Source organism: Yersinia sp. 22-579, from assembly GCF_030433455.1.
Classification (GTDB): domain Bacteria; phylum Pseudomonadota; class Gammaproteobacteria; order Enterobacterales; family Enterobacteriaceae; genus Yersinia; species Yersinia enterocolitica.
In genome coordinates, this window is sequence record NZ_JAUJTZ010000008.1 from 47,541 (window position 1) to 62,574 (window position 15,034).

Sequence of the window (15,034 nt, forward strand, 5' to 3'; positions counted from 1 at the left end):
GGTGCCGCCTATGTCCTGCTGTGATGAGTAGTTCATCAATATTGGACATGTCTGGATGCTATTCGTCTCATCCTCCCGATGATTGCCTCGGCTTCATCAAACTGGAGACGATTTTTAAGGGCATCCACATATTCTGCGACGGGGCATTTATTGCCCCGTTGTCACATTTAAAGTTCTCCATTTTCACTGCAACTGATTATAAAAGCAGGTCTGATGATGATTCTGACGATAATGGAGCAGCAGCCTTAATGAAAAGCACTTAGCTTAAAGCTAGGTGCTTTTTTTTTACTTCAACCAAACGGGCAAGTTGCGGACATGCCCGCATAAATTGGGTTACAGGCATTGTAATCCTGACAAAGTCAGTTAGCATCACAACAGAATGATAGGTAATGAGATGATTTCGTTGAAAAGATGGCGTTTGTTCCCCCGTTCTTTACGTCAATTGGTGCTCATGGCATTTCTGTTGGTGCTGCTCCCTTTATTGGTGCTGGCATATCAGGCTTATCAAAGCCTTGACCATTTGAGCACCCAGGCGGCCGATATTAACCGCACTACGTTGGCTGATGCCCGACGTAGCGAGGCAATGACCAGCGTGGCGCTCGAAATGGAGCGCAGTTATCGCCAGTATTGTGTATTAGATGATGCAACACTGGCAAAGCTCTATCAGCATCAGCGTAAACAGTATGCTCAAATGCTCGATACCCACGCGGCGATCCTACCTGATGCTCGCTATTATCAGACCTTGCGTGAATTGTTGACGCAACTTTCTGATATTAAATGTAAAAATAGTGGTCCAGAACAAAATGCTTCGGCGTTATTAGAGCAATTTTCGCGTTCGAATGCCGAAATGGTACAGGCCACCCGTGATGTGATTTTCTCCCGAGGACAGCAACTGCAAAAAGATATTGCTGAACGTGGGCAATTTTTTGGCTGGCAGTCCCTGTTACTGTTTTTAGTCAGCGTATTGCTGGTGGTGTTATTCACACGCATGATTATCGGGCCGGTTAAAGGCATCGAGCGAATGATTAATCGGCTAGGAGAGGGGCGTCCACTGGGTAACACGGCGTTGTTTAAAGGTCCGCGAGAGTTACGCTCGCTGGCACAGCGCATTATCTGGCTCAGTGAACGTTTAGCCTGGCTTGAATCACAGCGCCATGAGTTTTTACGTCATATTTCCCATGAGTTAAAAACGCCGCTGGCCAGTATGCGCGAAGGTACTGAATTGTTAGCGGATGAGGTTGCTGGCCCGTTGACTCAAGATCAAAAAGAAGTCGTGGCTATCCTGGATAACAGTAGCCGCCATTTACAATTATTAATTGAACAATTATTGGACTATAACCGTAAACTGGCCGATGGCCCCGGTGAGCTGGAAAATGTCGAATTGGTAGAAATGGTCGAAGATGTGATTTCAGCTCATAGCTTACCGGCACGAGCAAAGATGATTCGTACCGAGACGGATCTGAAAGCGGATATTTGTTGGGCAGATCCGACACTATTGATGCGGGTATTAGATAATCTCTACTCCAATGCGGTGCACTATGGCGAGGAATCCGGTACCATTTGGGTGAGAAGCCGTCAGGTGAATAACCGCGTGCAAATTGATATTGCCAATACCGGTGCTTCGATCCCGGAATCTGAAGAAACAATGATATTTGAGCCTTTTTTCCAGGGAAGTCATCAGCGAAAAGGGGCCGTCAAAGGCAGCGGGCTGGGGCTGAGTATTGCTCAGGACTGCATCAAACGTATGCAGGGCGACTTGCAATTGGTGTCCGTGGATTACGCCGCAGTCTGTTTCCGTGTTGAATTGCCATTAACCGCTGAGAATGAATAAATAATGTACAAATGGTCTATGAGCAGCGTTATTAAAAAGACCGTCTTTTTGTCATGTCAGACATCAACTACTACCAATAAGCTGGTGGGAAGGTCAGGCTCGGGTGTGTTTTGGCCTGCTTTGTTGCTGGCCCCGCTATTACTCACGGGATGTACTGATAACCCGACTGCGGGTCGTTTCTCCCAAGCTGTTCAGATGGTGATACCAGAAACGAAAATCGTTGATTATCGGACCTTATCCTGTGATGTATTGTGGGATCTTGATGATAAAGAGACGCTGGAAAACTCCCTTTATTGGTTACGGGCGATGGATTGTGCAGAGCGCTTGGGTTCAACTCAAGCACGGGTATTAGCCAAAACATTACCGGTAGTGACGTGGTCAGCCGCCTTTAAGCAGGGTATTTTGGTGAGCAGTGCTGAACCGTCGATTGCTGAGCGTCGTCAAGTCGTTGAGCGTTTGAACAGCTATAGCCAAAGTTTCCCCGGCGCTGTGCGCCCACTGATTCAACTATGGCGTGAGCAGCAAGTTCTGCGCATCTCTCTGGCAGAAGAGCGCACGCGTTATCAGCGCTTGCAAGAAGAGTCCGACGCGCAAATTGACCGCCTGAGAGAGAGTCAGGTTCGGTTGCAATATAATTTACTGGATACTACCCGTAAGCTGGAAAATCTGACAGATATCGAACGGCAGCTTTCATCACGTAAGCAAATGCAAAACGAGATCCCGGAAACCGATGCTGACAGCAAAGCCGCGGCGGCCCTCAAACCAGCAGAAACCAAGCCAGTTGAGGCTAAACCTCAGCCTAAAGTCGAGCCGGTTAAACCGGTTGAAACCAAGCCTGCGGATGTTAAACCCATAGAGACCAAACCTGCTGAAGCTAAACCGGCGGAAACCAAACCGACAGAAGCTAAACCGACAGAAGCTAAACCTGCTGCATCCACCAGTCCGGTTGAAAGTAAACCAACTGAGCCGCCAGCAGATAGCAAACCTGCGCCGCAACCGGTAGAAAAACCGGCTGATACTTATGCCGCACCAGTCGTACCACCAACTGACGTTCCACCAGCGACAAATAAGGAATCACATGACGCCACGCAAACCGGCCAATCTACTGCTGGTTGACGACGACCCCAGCTTACTGAAATTGCTGGGGATGCGTTTAACCAGTGAAGGTTTTAATGTCACCACAGCGGAAAGCGGGCAGGAAGCATTGCGTCTGTTGATGCGCGAGAAGATTGATCTGGTTATCAGTGACTTGCGTATGGATGAAATGGATGGCATGGCGTTGTTTGCTGAAATACAAAAGCATCAACCGGGCATGCCAGTCATTATCCTGACCGCACATGGCTCTATCCCTGATGCCGTGGCCGCGACCCAACAAGGGGTGTTTAGTTTCCTGACTAAACCGGTTGATCGCGATGCCTTATATAAAGCAATCGATGCAGCTTTAGAACTTTCTATTCCTGCCGGTGATGATACCTGGCGAGAAGAGATAGTGACCCGCAGCCCTGTGATGTTGCGCTTGTTAGAGCAGGCCAAAATGGTGGCGCAATCGGATGTCAGCGTGTTGATTAACGGCCAAAGTGGTACCGGTAAAGAAGTTTTGGCGCAAGCCATCCATGCCGCCAGCCCTCGGGCGAAAAAAGCTTTCATTGCGATCAACTGCGGTGCCTTGCCTGAACAGTTACTGGAATCGGAGCTATTTGGCCATGCCAAAGGGGCATTTACCGGCGCAGTCAGTAGCCGTGAAGGGCTATTTCAGGCGGCCGAAGGCGGGACACTGTTCTTAGACGAAATCGGTGATATGCCGCTGTCTTTGCAGGTGAAACTACTGCGAGTATTGCAGGAGCGCAAAGTACGCCCTTTGGGCAGTAACCGTGATTTGAGTATCGATGTGCGGATCATTTCAGCGACTCACCGTGATTTACCCAAGGCGATGGCAAAAAATGAATTTCGCGAAGATCTCTACTATCGTTTGAATGTGGTGAATCTCAAGATCCCTGCATTGCATGAGCGCTCAGAAGATATTCCGCTGCTGGCTAACCATCTGTTACGTGAATCAGCCAAACGCCATAAGCCATTTGTCCGCAGCTTCTCAACCGATGCCATGAAACGGCTGATGACGGCCAGTTGGCCAGGTAACGTGCGCCAATTGGTGAACGTGATTGAGCAATGTGTGGCATTAACCTCTGCACCTGTTATCAGTGAAGCACTGGTTGAACAGGCGTTGGAAGGGGAAAATACCGCGTTACCGACCTTTGTAGAGGCGCGTAATCAATTCGAATTGAATTATTTGCGTAAACTGCTACAAATCACCAAAGGCAATGTGACTCAGGCAGCAAGGATGGCGGGGCGTAATCGTACTGAATTTTACAAGTTACTGTCACGCCATGAACTAGATGCCAATGATTTTAAAGAATAAATTATACCCGTCATACTTCAAGCTGCATGTGCGTTGGCTGCTTTCGTTCACCCGAATCATTGACTGGCGTCAACTCATCGGGACTCTCTCGTTTGCCGCCTTCCCGCAACTCGAATTATTTAGGGTATATATTATTTATCAATAAAATGTTAGCTACAGGCACACTGATAACCGAGTTTAAATCCCATGAGCAGAAAACTTTCCATTGCATTAGCCCAGTTAAATTGGCTGGTCGGCGATATCGAAGGCAACACTGAACGTATGTTGCAGACCTTACATGAGCAGCAGAAGGCCGGAGCTGACCTGGTGATGTTCTCCGAGCTGGCTTTGTCCGGTTATCCGCCAGAAGATCTGCTGTACCGTGATGATTTCTACCAACGCTGTGAAGCACAATTAGCTCGTTTGCAGGCGGCAACGCAGCAAACGGCGGTGTTGGTGGGGCATCCATGGCGTGAAGCGGACAAGCTGTATAATGCACTGTCTTTGTTTGCTGACGGTAAATTGCTGGGGCGTTATTTCAAGCAGCAATTACCCAACTACGGCGTATTTGATGAAAAACGCTATTTCTCTGCCGGTCATGATACCTGTGTGGTGGAGTTAAAAGGTTACCGCTTGGGCCTGCTTATCTGTGAAGATTTATGGTTCGATGGCCCGGTTGATGCGGTTAAAGCTGCGGGGGCTGAAATTGTATTGTCGATCAATGCCTCACCGTATAACCGGGAAAAACCCTATATTCGCAAAACGCTGATGGCGGCGCATTGCCAGCGTACCGGCTTGCCATTGGTGTATCTCAACCAAATTGGTGGGCAGGATGAGCTGATTTTTGATGGCTGTTCCAAAGTATTCGATGCTGCCGGTAATATGACCCACCGTCTGGCGGCATTTGCTGAGCAAACCACCTTATTGCAGTTCAATGAGTGTGAAGTGGTACCGATGATGGCGCCTGCCGCTGAGTTGCCGCCATTGGCGCAGGTCTATGAGGCCTTGGTTTTGGCGGTGCGTGATTATGTCACTAAAAATGGTTTCAATGGCGCGGTTCTCGGCCTGTCGGGCGGGATTGACTCAGCACTGACACTGGCAATCGCCGTGGATGCATTGGGTAAAGATAAGGTTCAGGCATTGATGATGCCGTTCCGTTATACCGCAGATATCAGTATTGCTGATGCCAAAGAAGAAGCTGAAATTTTAGGTATCGAATTTGATGTGCTCTCCATTGAACCGATGTTTGATGCCTTTATGGGCCAATTGTCACCGATGTTTGCTGGTACCGCACGCGATACCACTGAAGAAAACCTTCAGGCGCGCTGCCGTGGTGTGGTGCTGATGGCGTTGTCGAACAAGCGCCGCAGCATCGTATTAACTACCGGTAACAAAAGCGAAATGGCTGTAGGCTACGCCACATTGTACGGTGATATGGCGGGCGGTTTTGATGTTTTGAAAGATGTGCCTAAGACGTTGGTATTTAAACTATCCGAATATCGTAACACCGTTTCATATGTTATCCCGCAGCGGGTGATTACTCGTCCGCCGTCGGCAGAGCTGGCACCTGATCAGAAAGATGAAGATAGCCTGCCACCTTATGATATTTTGGACGCCATTCTCGAAGGGTATGTCGAGCAAGATAAGTCAGTCGCCGATTTGGTTGCTGACGGTTTTGATGAAGCTATCGTGCGTAAGGTCATTCGCCTGGTAGATATCAACGAATATAAACGGCGTCAGTCTGCTGTCGGGCCGCGAATCACCGCCCGCAATTTTGGTAAAGATAGACGCTATCCGATTACATCAGGCTTTGGCCGCAAGAATTGGTAAAACAGGGATTCACCATGAAAAAAATTGACGCGATTATTAAGCCATTCAAACTCGATGATGTCCGTGAGGCACTGGCTGAAGTTGGTATCACCGGGATGACGGTAACCGAAGTAAAAGGTTTTGGCCGCCAGAAAGGGCATACCGAACTGTACCGTGGTGCTGAGTATATGGTGGATTTCCTGCCAAAAGTAAAAATCGAAATTGTTGTTGCTGACGATATTGTGGATACCTGCGTTGAAGCGATTATGCAAACTGCTCAGACCGGTAAGATCGGCGATGGTAAAATCTTTGTCTTTGATGTCTCCCGCGTAGTTCGTATCCGTACCGGTGAGCAGGACGAAGAAGCGATTTAAACTCTGCATATTTAAGTCATCAATAAAAAGCCCGTTTCGTTTCCACGAACGGGCTTTTTTACACCTAAATACCCTTAAACCCGAAGTAATTGGAGTTGCAGGTAGGCAGCAAGTGAACAAATCCCGATGAGCTTACTCAAGTAAGTGATTCGGGTGAGTGAGCGTAGCTAACAACCCTGCAACTTCAAGTCCCAAAGGTTTATGCCGGGACAAATAACCCCAGCCAATAGAACAGATTCAGCACAATGCCGGCGATAATCACTGCAACCACAGGTGCGGCAATCTTCATTACCGGGCGGCCAATAGCCTCGTTGAGGAAATAGAGTGCGGTAGTAATAGTAAAACCGGTGTAACCGGCCATTTTGATTGACGCGAAAATAGCCCCGATTAACAGCGCATATTCCATCAGTAAATTCATGGCATTACGAATATTGTCGGAAGCATTTCGCACCGATGGGAAGCGGCCCAGCCACTTACCGATTGAGCGCAGCATCAATACTTCCAGCGATATCACTACCGCACCAATTATCCCTGCCAGCAATGGATTCGGTACCAGATAACCCACCACAAACACGAATGTGAAACCAGCTACGGCATAAACACCGGTTGCCAGCGCGGTAGTGGCAATTAACGGCACAAAACCGAGGCCACGCATAAACTCGGCCAATGATGCCTGATGGATTAATGCCAGCGATTCTTCCGGTGTGATGCCCGGAGCGTAAGCTTTTGCCAGGGTATAAATCGACACCTCGCTACCGCCGAAGATCTTCATACTTGCTACGGCAGAAATTAACCCGCCGACAATCGCCAGCATCGGGAGGTTTTTAATAATTCGCTGGGTTCGTTCTTCGAAAACAGAGTGTCCACCACCACCTCCCAGGTGGGTTTTTGCTCGTAAATCTTGTGCAATGGCAATACCGATAAGCAGAATCATACCGACGAAAATCTCAATAGATTCAGGGAATAGGCCGGTAAAGCGAGTAATAATCAGGCGAGTTAGTAGCACGATAAAAGCAGAGACGACGGCAGTTTTCCAGCCAAATTGGTAGAAAATGGCGACCAATGGGAACAAGGCGAAGGCGGAAATCACCGGGCTGCTCAGCTCTCCTAGCGAGCCAATAAAGTTCACGGGTAATGAGGTCAACGCGGTATTAACGGCCGGTAAGCTGGTCAGTGCTAAAATACCCCAAGCTGCACCTAGCGCGAAGGCCAGATAGCTATTAATTGCCAGAACACCAATGATGTCGGTCGGCAGAAATAGCAGCCAGGAGTTAAGTAAACCGGTTGAGAGTGTGAAAGAGATACCGACAGAGGCAATAAAGCCGACACTCAGGCCAAAAGCGATACTGCCTGCCTCACGGCGACTCATATTCCCTTCAACCAATTGCGGCAGAATAGGGCGAATGCCGTCATGGAACACGGCGACACTGCGGTGAGAAAGCAGCGCGGTCATCCCGGTCAACAGGGCAACCACAACAATATGAATATAATCCACGGTGGTCCCCTTAGCGCAGCTGTGTAATCAGCAGCGGGATAGCATGCTCAATATGTTCAACCGATAGGCCAAACGCCACTTTACCCTCAGTGACAAATTTTTCTATTTGTTCTGGTTTGGCTTTGATTCCCGGCTTGGCGATTGTGGCACTTTTGTTATAACCAATAATCGCGATAGCCATTGATAATGCGGCTCCGGCCCCAGTGTTACAGGCACCAATATAATAATCCAACTGGCCTTCTTTCACTTTTACTGCGGCATCCATATCCGAAAGAATAAATGTTTCAAAAGTATGAGGAGCCGTCTGCTCAATCATTTCGCGAATTAACTCTCGTTGCAGCCCGGCAATGCCAATCTTCTTCATAATCACTTTCCTTGCGTGGCGAAAAATTTATTAGGATTGTGGCGCAACATCATTTCCACCTGAGCGGAGGAAATCCCTGCGGCCAGTAACATGGGAACAAATGAATCAACTAAATAGCTAAATCCACTACCGCCATTGGCTTTTAAATGTGAGCGGCGGGTTATATCCATGGAGAGCATGACTTTATCCAATAATCCACGCTCAGCGAGTGTGACTAACATCGCGATTCGGCGTTCATCAGGGAAATAGCTATTTTTACCAATGGTATCGAATTGGACATATACACCCATATCGATCATTTTCATAATAAGGTCGGGTTGTTCTTTCAAGTCACAATGGCCGATGACTACGCGATCCAGCGCTACACCATGTTGCTTGAGCAGAGCGATTTGCTCCAACCCCATAGTGCTGAAACTGGTGTGGGTCGAAATGGGCAGGCCGGTGGCATGGTGAGCTAATGCCGCGGCATGAAAGACTTTGGCTTCGTCAGGGGTAATTATGCCCTCACTGGTGCCAATTTCGGCAATAACACCGGCTTTCAGTTCTGTGCCGTCAATACCTATCTCGATTTCATCAATCATGGTTTGCGCCAATTGCTGAGCGCTACTCTCGCGTACCATTGGCGGGTAAAAACTGTCGGTATAATAGCCGGTTGAAGCGATAACATTGATGCCACTGTCACGCATCACATTCAATAAAAACTGCGGATTTCGGCCCATATATCGATTGGTCACTTCGACAATATTGGCCACACCTTTACCCACTAACTCACGCATTTCGTCGCAGATGAGTTGATATTGATCCAACCGGCAATCCAAATTATTTTTAAATCCAGATAAATCAATATGGAGATGTTCGTGCGCGTAGGTGTATCCATCGGGATTAATCATCGGGCAGGCTCCGAAGAAAGTCAGTGTGTAAGACTATCATGGGTATTCATTAAATAAACTAACGTATTGGGCTGATGGCTTTTTTTATTGATTAACCCAGCCTATTGCCTTGGCTGTCATAGCAGCCAAGTATGCGGGGAGTGCCACTTTGAATGCCATCTATCAAGACGACATCACTGCGAGTTACAAATATCTGGGTGCGGAAACACATAATAACCGGACTACCAACTGGGAACTGGCCAGCCAGACGCAGACAATAATCGATACTGTCATTATCAATCGGTAATACTGAGGATTGGCTAAATTGGTTATCGTGCCAAATTAACGCATTTTGCAAATGGCCACGGCGATAATAACCGCCGCCAAATACATAGCTATTATCAGCAAAATGATGGGAAATCTCGGATAGATATAGCATAGATATCTGTTCTGGCTGGTCGCCATGCTGATTGGCGGGCATGGTTCCGGTGAGCGCATGACCGGGTTCGCTGTGTGTTATCCCTAATTGGGCCAACTGAGAGAGGGTGGTACAACTGGTTGCTGAGGGGGCATTTACCTGTTCAATGGTGACATCTTCTGCTTGCAGGATATCCCGCGCGGTCAATAAAGTTTGCATGTTGGCTGTTGGCAAGGTTTGCCGCGACTGGGGGTCATACACCATACAAGGGAAATGCGTTATTCCAACCAATCGTACGCCCGGCATCTCCCGTAGAGCCGCAATGACAGCCGGTAAATGATTTAACTCGAACCCCGCTTCTTGCCCTGAATAGAGCAAATCTCCTGATTGGCAAACCTTCAACATTAAGGGTTGGATAATATGTTGGCGATGCGCCGCCTGTGATATTTCCAGTGCTTTTTCTAATGAGAAAACTGTTATGACTTCTGGTCGCTGACGAATTATTTCCGCCAGCATGCCAGAGGGGGGTTGTACCAGATGGCCAATATGAGCAACAGGAATGGCGTGGCGATAGAGCTGTCGAGCTTCTTTAAAATCCACCGCCACCATACCGTGATAATGGGTGCCCTGATAACTGCAAGCCAGCAGCCGGCGACACAACTCCGGATTACGGCCAAATTGTTTACTCATCAAATACAGTTTTACCTGGTGATGATGGGCAGCTTGCAGTAGCAAACGGGCATTGGCTTCAGTTTGTTCCACATCGATGACATAGCTATCAGGATAAATCTTTCCCTGGTACCAGAATGAGATAGCCGCATCAATAAGTTTAGTGTTCTGTTTTAATAGGGTTTTTAAAAACATTTTATGTCCTGGACGCCCTAGGCATAATTACGTTTGTTAAATAATTATTATTTTGAATATTTTTTATAAAAGAGAACCTGGTGTTGTATTTTGGGGGCACTACCCCGATAAATCTGCTTTAGCGCAACAGGGGCGTGTCACTAGAAAGGTATAGACCGTAAAGGTTCGCGAGTAAATATCCGATTTCATTTTCTGCCGGTTTTAATGAAAAATAAGCTAATAAATCCTGATTTATTTCCCGGATATAGTGAATTTCTTTGCTTTGAACAATTTCCGCTAATATTGCCGGGTCCAACGCAGCGATCTCTTCGCCACGGCGGGTGCGCATTAATGCATTTGCCATATGAGTGATAGCCATCACCCCTTGGTCACCATGTACCGGCAATTGCCAGAAATGTTCTAACCGGTTGATAACCTGGTCTAATCCCTGACCAATATCCTGATCGATAACCCCTGACTGACATAGAATATTAAGACGCGCATCAATACAAATCTTCAAAGAGTGGCCTCCCGAAAATAGCCTGGTTTGCTGCCAGATTGATATGATTAATAACGAGGTTCTATCTCGCCATTCTGTACTGCTCGCTGGTGGTTAAGCAGTAATGTCTCATTAATGCCTTTTTCCAGCAGCAATTTGATCGGATGATTATCAGGTCGGATAAGGATAACGGCTTGCGAAGCTTGAATATAGCGCTCATCGCCTTGCAGTTTTATTGCCTGCAAATCTTCATGAGGGACATTATCCGCCAGATTCCAAATAGCGGCATCAATATCACCACGATTTATATGTGCGATGCAATCGCTATAAGGTAATTCAACTAATTCGATAGGTTGTCCGGCAAATTTAATCTCAGTGAGCAGACATTGATCGGGGGAGCGCGGATCTAACCCAACACGACGAATGTTATTTTGCTCACCACGACGGCAAATAAGTTGGTGACCATCCACATAAGAGCCATTTCCCAGATTCAGTGCCAGAGCGACTTTCCCTTGATCAAGATAACTTTTAGCTGCCAGATGCGAAACCACAGCCATGTCGTAAATACCGTCTATCAGACATTCGATCCGCACTTCAGCGCCGCGCATATGGGCAAAATAGAGGGGAAGTAAGGTAAATTGCTCTCTTAAACCGCTGGCCAAACCTTCATAAAGCTTGGTGTAAGGTAGTGGCATGGCACACACCATATTACCCAGATCAGCCTGTTGCAGTAACAGTGGCATATTCAGGTCAATCAACAAGGTACCATTACGACCTCGGCGTTCAACGATGATAGCGCCATCCGCTTCCAGCACTTTTAATGCATGCTGTACCACGCCGACGGAGATACCGAAATCATCGGATAACTCATCGATGGTTTTAAGCCGATTCCCGGCGCGCTCACCAATTAAATAGCGCGCCATAGATACCAATGCCAACCCTTCTTTTTTTATGAATTTCTTACTCATGGTAGGTCAATTCAGCCTTAATTTACCCTGTGTTACCGGGCAATAAATAGTAAGGGATAATGTTAGCCACACTATTAATTTTCAGTTATATGAATATTTAGACATTCATCTTAATGCCTCATCGTGGCAATATTAAATTAGGATATATGAGATCTAAATCACGTTCTACCACATTTAAAAGCAATAAGTAGACGGTTTTTTTATAACGGATATGCAGGGGAGCGAGAATGGCATCCCCTGAGAAATGAAATAAAATTCAATAATTAAATGACTTTATGCGGGCCGAAGCACTCGTAATGAATTCGCTCGGCTGCTACTCCCTGCGCTAATAATTGGCGGCCGGCAAATTGCATAAAAGCTAACGGGCCGCAGAAGTAATAATGTCGGTTGGGATCGGCTGCCAGCCACTGATGTGAGCTGAGGTCCATTAACCCCTTACTGTGATAATCCTTCTCATGATTATCTTGGGCGGTTGGCTCGCGATACCATACATGGCGGCTGAGATTGGGCATATTGTCTGAAATGGCGGCAACTTCGTCAGCAAAAGCATGAACTTGCCCATTTTCAGCGGCATGTAACCAATGCACTGGTGCGGGATGTTGCTGATTGTGCAAGGTATTGAGCATACTTAACATCGGGGTTTGACCCACGCCAGCTGAAATCAGCGCTACGGGGGTATCCGGCGTAATGTCCAAGAAGAAATCACCACGCGGAGGGGCAATGCGCACACTGTCGCCCTCGTTCAATTCACGGTGCATATAATTAGAAACGGTTCCTTGCTCTTCGCGTTTCACCGCAATACGGTAGGTTTTTCCGTTTGGTGCTGCTGTCAGGGAGTATTGGCGGATTTCCTGATATTCAAGCCGTTCATCTTCAATATAGATACCCAGATATTGTCCTGGTTTGAAATCCAATACCCGGCCACCGTCTTCAGGTGCTAACACAAAACTGCAAATAACCTCACTCTGCATCTCTTTTTTGATGATGCGGAAACGGCGCAAGGTTCGCCAGCCGCCGGTACTATTTTCACCTTGTTGATAAATTTGGCTTTCCCGCGTAATAAACACATCAGCCAACACACCGTAGGCTTTCGCCCAGGCATCTAACACTTCCTCACCAGGAGAAAACATTTCATCCAGCGTACTTATCAAGTGATGACCAACTATCGAGTAATGCTCGGGCTTAATGTTCAAGCTGGTGTGTTTCTGGGCAATACGTTCAACCGCGGGCAGTAAAGCGGCCAGATTTTCAATATTCGCTGCATAAGCACAAATGGCGTTGAACAGGGCTTCGCGTTGATCCCCATTAAACTGATTGCTCATATTGAAAATATGTTTCAGCTCGGGATTGTGCTCAAACATGCGGTCATAGAAATGTGCCGCTAGCTTGGGGCCAGTGGCGGCCAGTAACGGAATAGTGGATTTAACGGTGGCGATGGTTTGACTATCCAGCATGCGGTGCTCCTTAAATATTTATCCCTTTCGCCCTGACTGCAACGCCAATGACTTCAGGTGTTATTGTGTATGATTTAATACATGTATTTTAAATGCATCTTATAGATTGCAGCCTAATTTGTAAATGCACATCATTCTTATAAGGGATTAGCGTGCCGTGTCAGTTCACAGAATATGAAAAAATCACATAATGAATATGAGGATAATTCCGTTGCTTTGGATGAAGTCTGAACAGGTCAAAGCCTTACGCTGCTTGAAGCCAATCGTTTGCGTAAAAACCTCTGTCAAGACCTATCTTAACGGGGGGGAAACAGTTTACACTGTGGGACAGAACCCAAACGGGTGGTCCACTAGGTATATTTAGCAAGCTAAGTCAGGAGAGCCGGATGTTAAAGCGTGAAATGAACATTGCCGATTATGATGCAGATCTATGGCGTGCAATGGAGCAAGAAGTGGTGCGCCAGGAAGAGCACATCGAGCTGATTGCCTCTGAGAACTACACTAGCCCGCGCGTTATGCAGGCTCAGGGTTCTCAGTTGACCAACAAATATGCTGAAGGCTATCCGGGCAAGCGTTACTACGGTGGCTGTGAGTATGTCGATATCGTTGAGCAGTTGGCTATTGACCGCGCAAAAGAGTTGTTCGGTGCTGATTATGCCAACGTTCAGCCGCATTCCGGTTCTCAGGCGAACGTGGCCGTTTACTCAGCATTGCTGCAACCGGGTGACACTGTTTTGGGGATGAATTTGGCGCACGGCGGTCATTTGACCCACGGCTCACCGGTTAACTTCTCCGGCAAACTGTACAATATCGTTCCTTACGGCATTGATGAGTCTGGCAAAATTGATTACGAAGATATGGCGCGTCAGGCCGAAATTCATAAACCAAAAATGATCATCGGCGGCTTTTCTGCCTATTCCGGTATTGTTGACTGGGCAAAAATGCGCGAAATCGCCGACAGCATCGGCGCATGGTTCTTTGTCGATATGGCTCACGTAGCGGGCCTGGTTGCTGCTGGCGTTTATCCTAACCCAGTTCCACATGCACACATCGTAACTACTACCACGCACAAAACACTGGCTGGCCCACGCGGTGGCTTGATTTTGGCGAAAGGCGGTGATGAAGATCTGTATAAAAAACTGAACTCCTCTGTGTTCCCAGCGAACCAGGGTGGCCCATTGATGCATGTTATCGCCGGTAAAGCGGTGGCACTGAAAGAAGCTATGGAGCCTGAGTTCAAGGTTTACCAGCAGCAAGTGGCTAAGAACGCGAAAGCCATGGTGGCTGTCTTCCTGGAACGCGGCTATAAAGTGGTTTCTGGCGGTACAGATAACCACTTGTTCTTGCTTGATTTGGTCGATAAAAACATCACCGGTAAAGATGCCGATGCTGCTTTGGGTCGTGCCAATATCACGGTAAATAAGAATAGCGTACCTAACGATCCGAAAAGCCCGTTTGTCACTTCTGGTGTGCGTATTGGTAGCCCGGCAATCACTCGCCGTGGTTTCAAAGAAGAAGAGTCTCGCGAGCTGGCTGGCTGGATGTGTGATGTGTTGGATAACATCAACGACGAAGCCACAATCGAACGTATCAAACAGAAAGTTCTGGCTATCTGCGCCCGTTTCCCGGTTTACGCATAATCTTGCCAGATTCGCTCTAACCTAATGAAAACCCGCAAAATGCGGGTTTTTTGTCGTTTACATAACGTAAATGTG

13 protein-coding genes are annotated in these 15,034 nt (G+C 47.5%); 6 read left to right on the plus strand and 7 right to left on the minus strand.

What is annotated here, in order from left to right; genetic code table 11:
* The first annotated feature begins 394 nt into the window (after positions 1–394).
* The 5 genes from QSV56_RS11390 (at position 395) to glnB (ending at position 6,409) form a co-directional block, all read left to right on the plus strand.
* Positions 395–1,831, plus strand: a complete 1,437-nt coding sequence (locus QSV56_RS11390; protein WP_019081844.1) for a HAMP domain-containing sensor histidine kinase — start codon at positions 395–397, stop codon at positions 1,829–1,831.
* An 18-nt stretch (positions 1,832–1,849) separates the two neighbouring features.
* Positions 1,850–2,947 carry a two-component system QseEF-associated lipoprotein QseG gene (gene qseG / locus QSV56_RS11395; RefSeq protein WP_229763963.1) on the plus strand — a complete coding sequence of 366 codons (1,098 nt, stop codon included), beginning with the start codon at positions 1,850–1,852 and terminating at the stop codon, positions 2,945–2,947.
* Positions 2,910–4,247 (plus strand): two-component system response regulator GlrR, encoded by a 1,338-nt coding sequence (gene glrR / locus QSV56_RS11400; protein ID WP_005159455.1) that lies wholly within the window; start codon positions 2,910–2,912, stop codon positions 4,245–4,247. Before qseG ends, glrR begins: the two co-directional genes overlap by 38 nt.
* A gap of 186 nt (positions 4,248–4,433) precedes the next feature.
* Positions 4,434–6,056 carry an NAD+ synthase gene (locus QSV56_RS11405; RefSeq protein WP_050129774.1) on the plus strand — a complete coding sequence of 541 codons (1,623 nt, stop codon included), beginning with the start codon at positions 4,434–4,436 and terminating at the stop codon, positions 6,054–6,056.
* A 14-nt stretch (positions 6,057–6,070) separates the two neighbouring features.
* Positions 6,071–6,409, plus strand: a complete 339-nt coding sequence (gene glnB, locus QSV56_RS11410) for a nitrogen regulatory protein P-II (protein ID WP_002231018.1) — start codon at positions 6,071–6,073, stop codon at positions 6,407–6,409.
* 199 nt (positions 6,410–6,608) lie between these two features.
* Here the strand turns inward: glnB and QSV56_RS11415 are convergent, their stop codons facing one another.
* The 7 genes from QSV56_RS11415 to hmpA form a co-directional block, all read right to left on the minus strand.
* Complete coding sequence (locus QSV56_RS11415; RefSeq protein ID WP_005159463.1) at positions 6,609–7,904, minus strand: YhfT family protein; 1,296 nt, start codon at positions 7,902–7,904, stop codon at positions 6,609–6,611.
* A gap of 10 nt (positions 7,905–7,914) precedes the next feature.
* On the minus strand, positions 7,915–8,268 hold the full coding sequence (locus tag QSV56_RS11420) for a DUF2620 domain-containing protein (protein WP_019081841.1): 354 nt from the start codon (positions 8,266–8,268) through the stop codon (positions 7,915–7,917).
* 2 nt (positions 8,269–8,270) lie between these two features.
* The gene (locus tag QSV56_RS11425) at positions 8,271–9,158 is read right to left on the minus strand and encodes a phosphotriesterase-related protein (protein WP_019081840.1); all 888 of its coding nucleotides are present in this window, start codon (positions 9,156–9,158) and stop codon (positions 8,271–8,273) included.
* Between the two features lie 91 nt (positions 9,159–9,249).
* Positions 9,250–10,419 carry a YhfX family PLP-dependent enzyme gene (locus QSV56_RS11430; protein ID WP_050298627.1) on the minus strand — a complete coding sequence of 390 codons (1,170 nt, stop codon included), beginning with the start codon at positions 10,417–10,419 and terminating at the stop codon, positions 9,250–9,252.
* A 118-nt stretch (positions 10,420–10,537) separates the two neighbouring features.
* On the minus strand, positions 10,538–10,918 hold the full coding sequence (locus QSV56_RS11435; RefSeq protein WP_005159480.1) for a PRD domain-containing protein: 381 nt from the start codon (positions 10,916–10,918) through the stop codon (positions 10,538–10,540).
* A gap of 47 nt (positions 10,919–10,965) precedes the next feature.
* On the minus strand, positions 10,966–11,865 hold the full coding sequence (yhfZ, locus tag QSV56_RS11440) for a GntR family transcriptional regulator YhfZ (protein ID WP_019081838.1): 900 nt from the start codon (positions 11,863–11,865) through the stop codon (positions 10,966–10,968).
* 263 nt (positions 11,866–12,128) lie between these two features.
* Entirely contained in the window at positions 12,129–13,319 is a 1,191-nt protein-coding gene (gene hmpA / locus QSV56_RS11445) for an NO-inducible flavohemoprotein (protein ID WP_046694683.1), read from the minus strand.
* Between the two features lie 386 nt (positions 13,320–13,705).
* Between hmpA and glyA the strand changes: the two genes are divergently transcribed.
* On the plus strand, positions 13,706–14,959 hold the full coding sequence (glyA, locus tag QSV56_RS11450) for a serine hydroxymethyltransferase (RefSeq protein WP_046050422.1): 1,254 nt from the start codon (positions 13,706–13,708) through the stop codon (positions 14,957–14,959).
* Positions 14,960–15,034 lie beyond the last annotated feature (75 nt).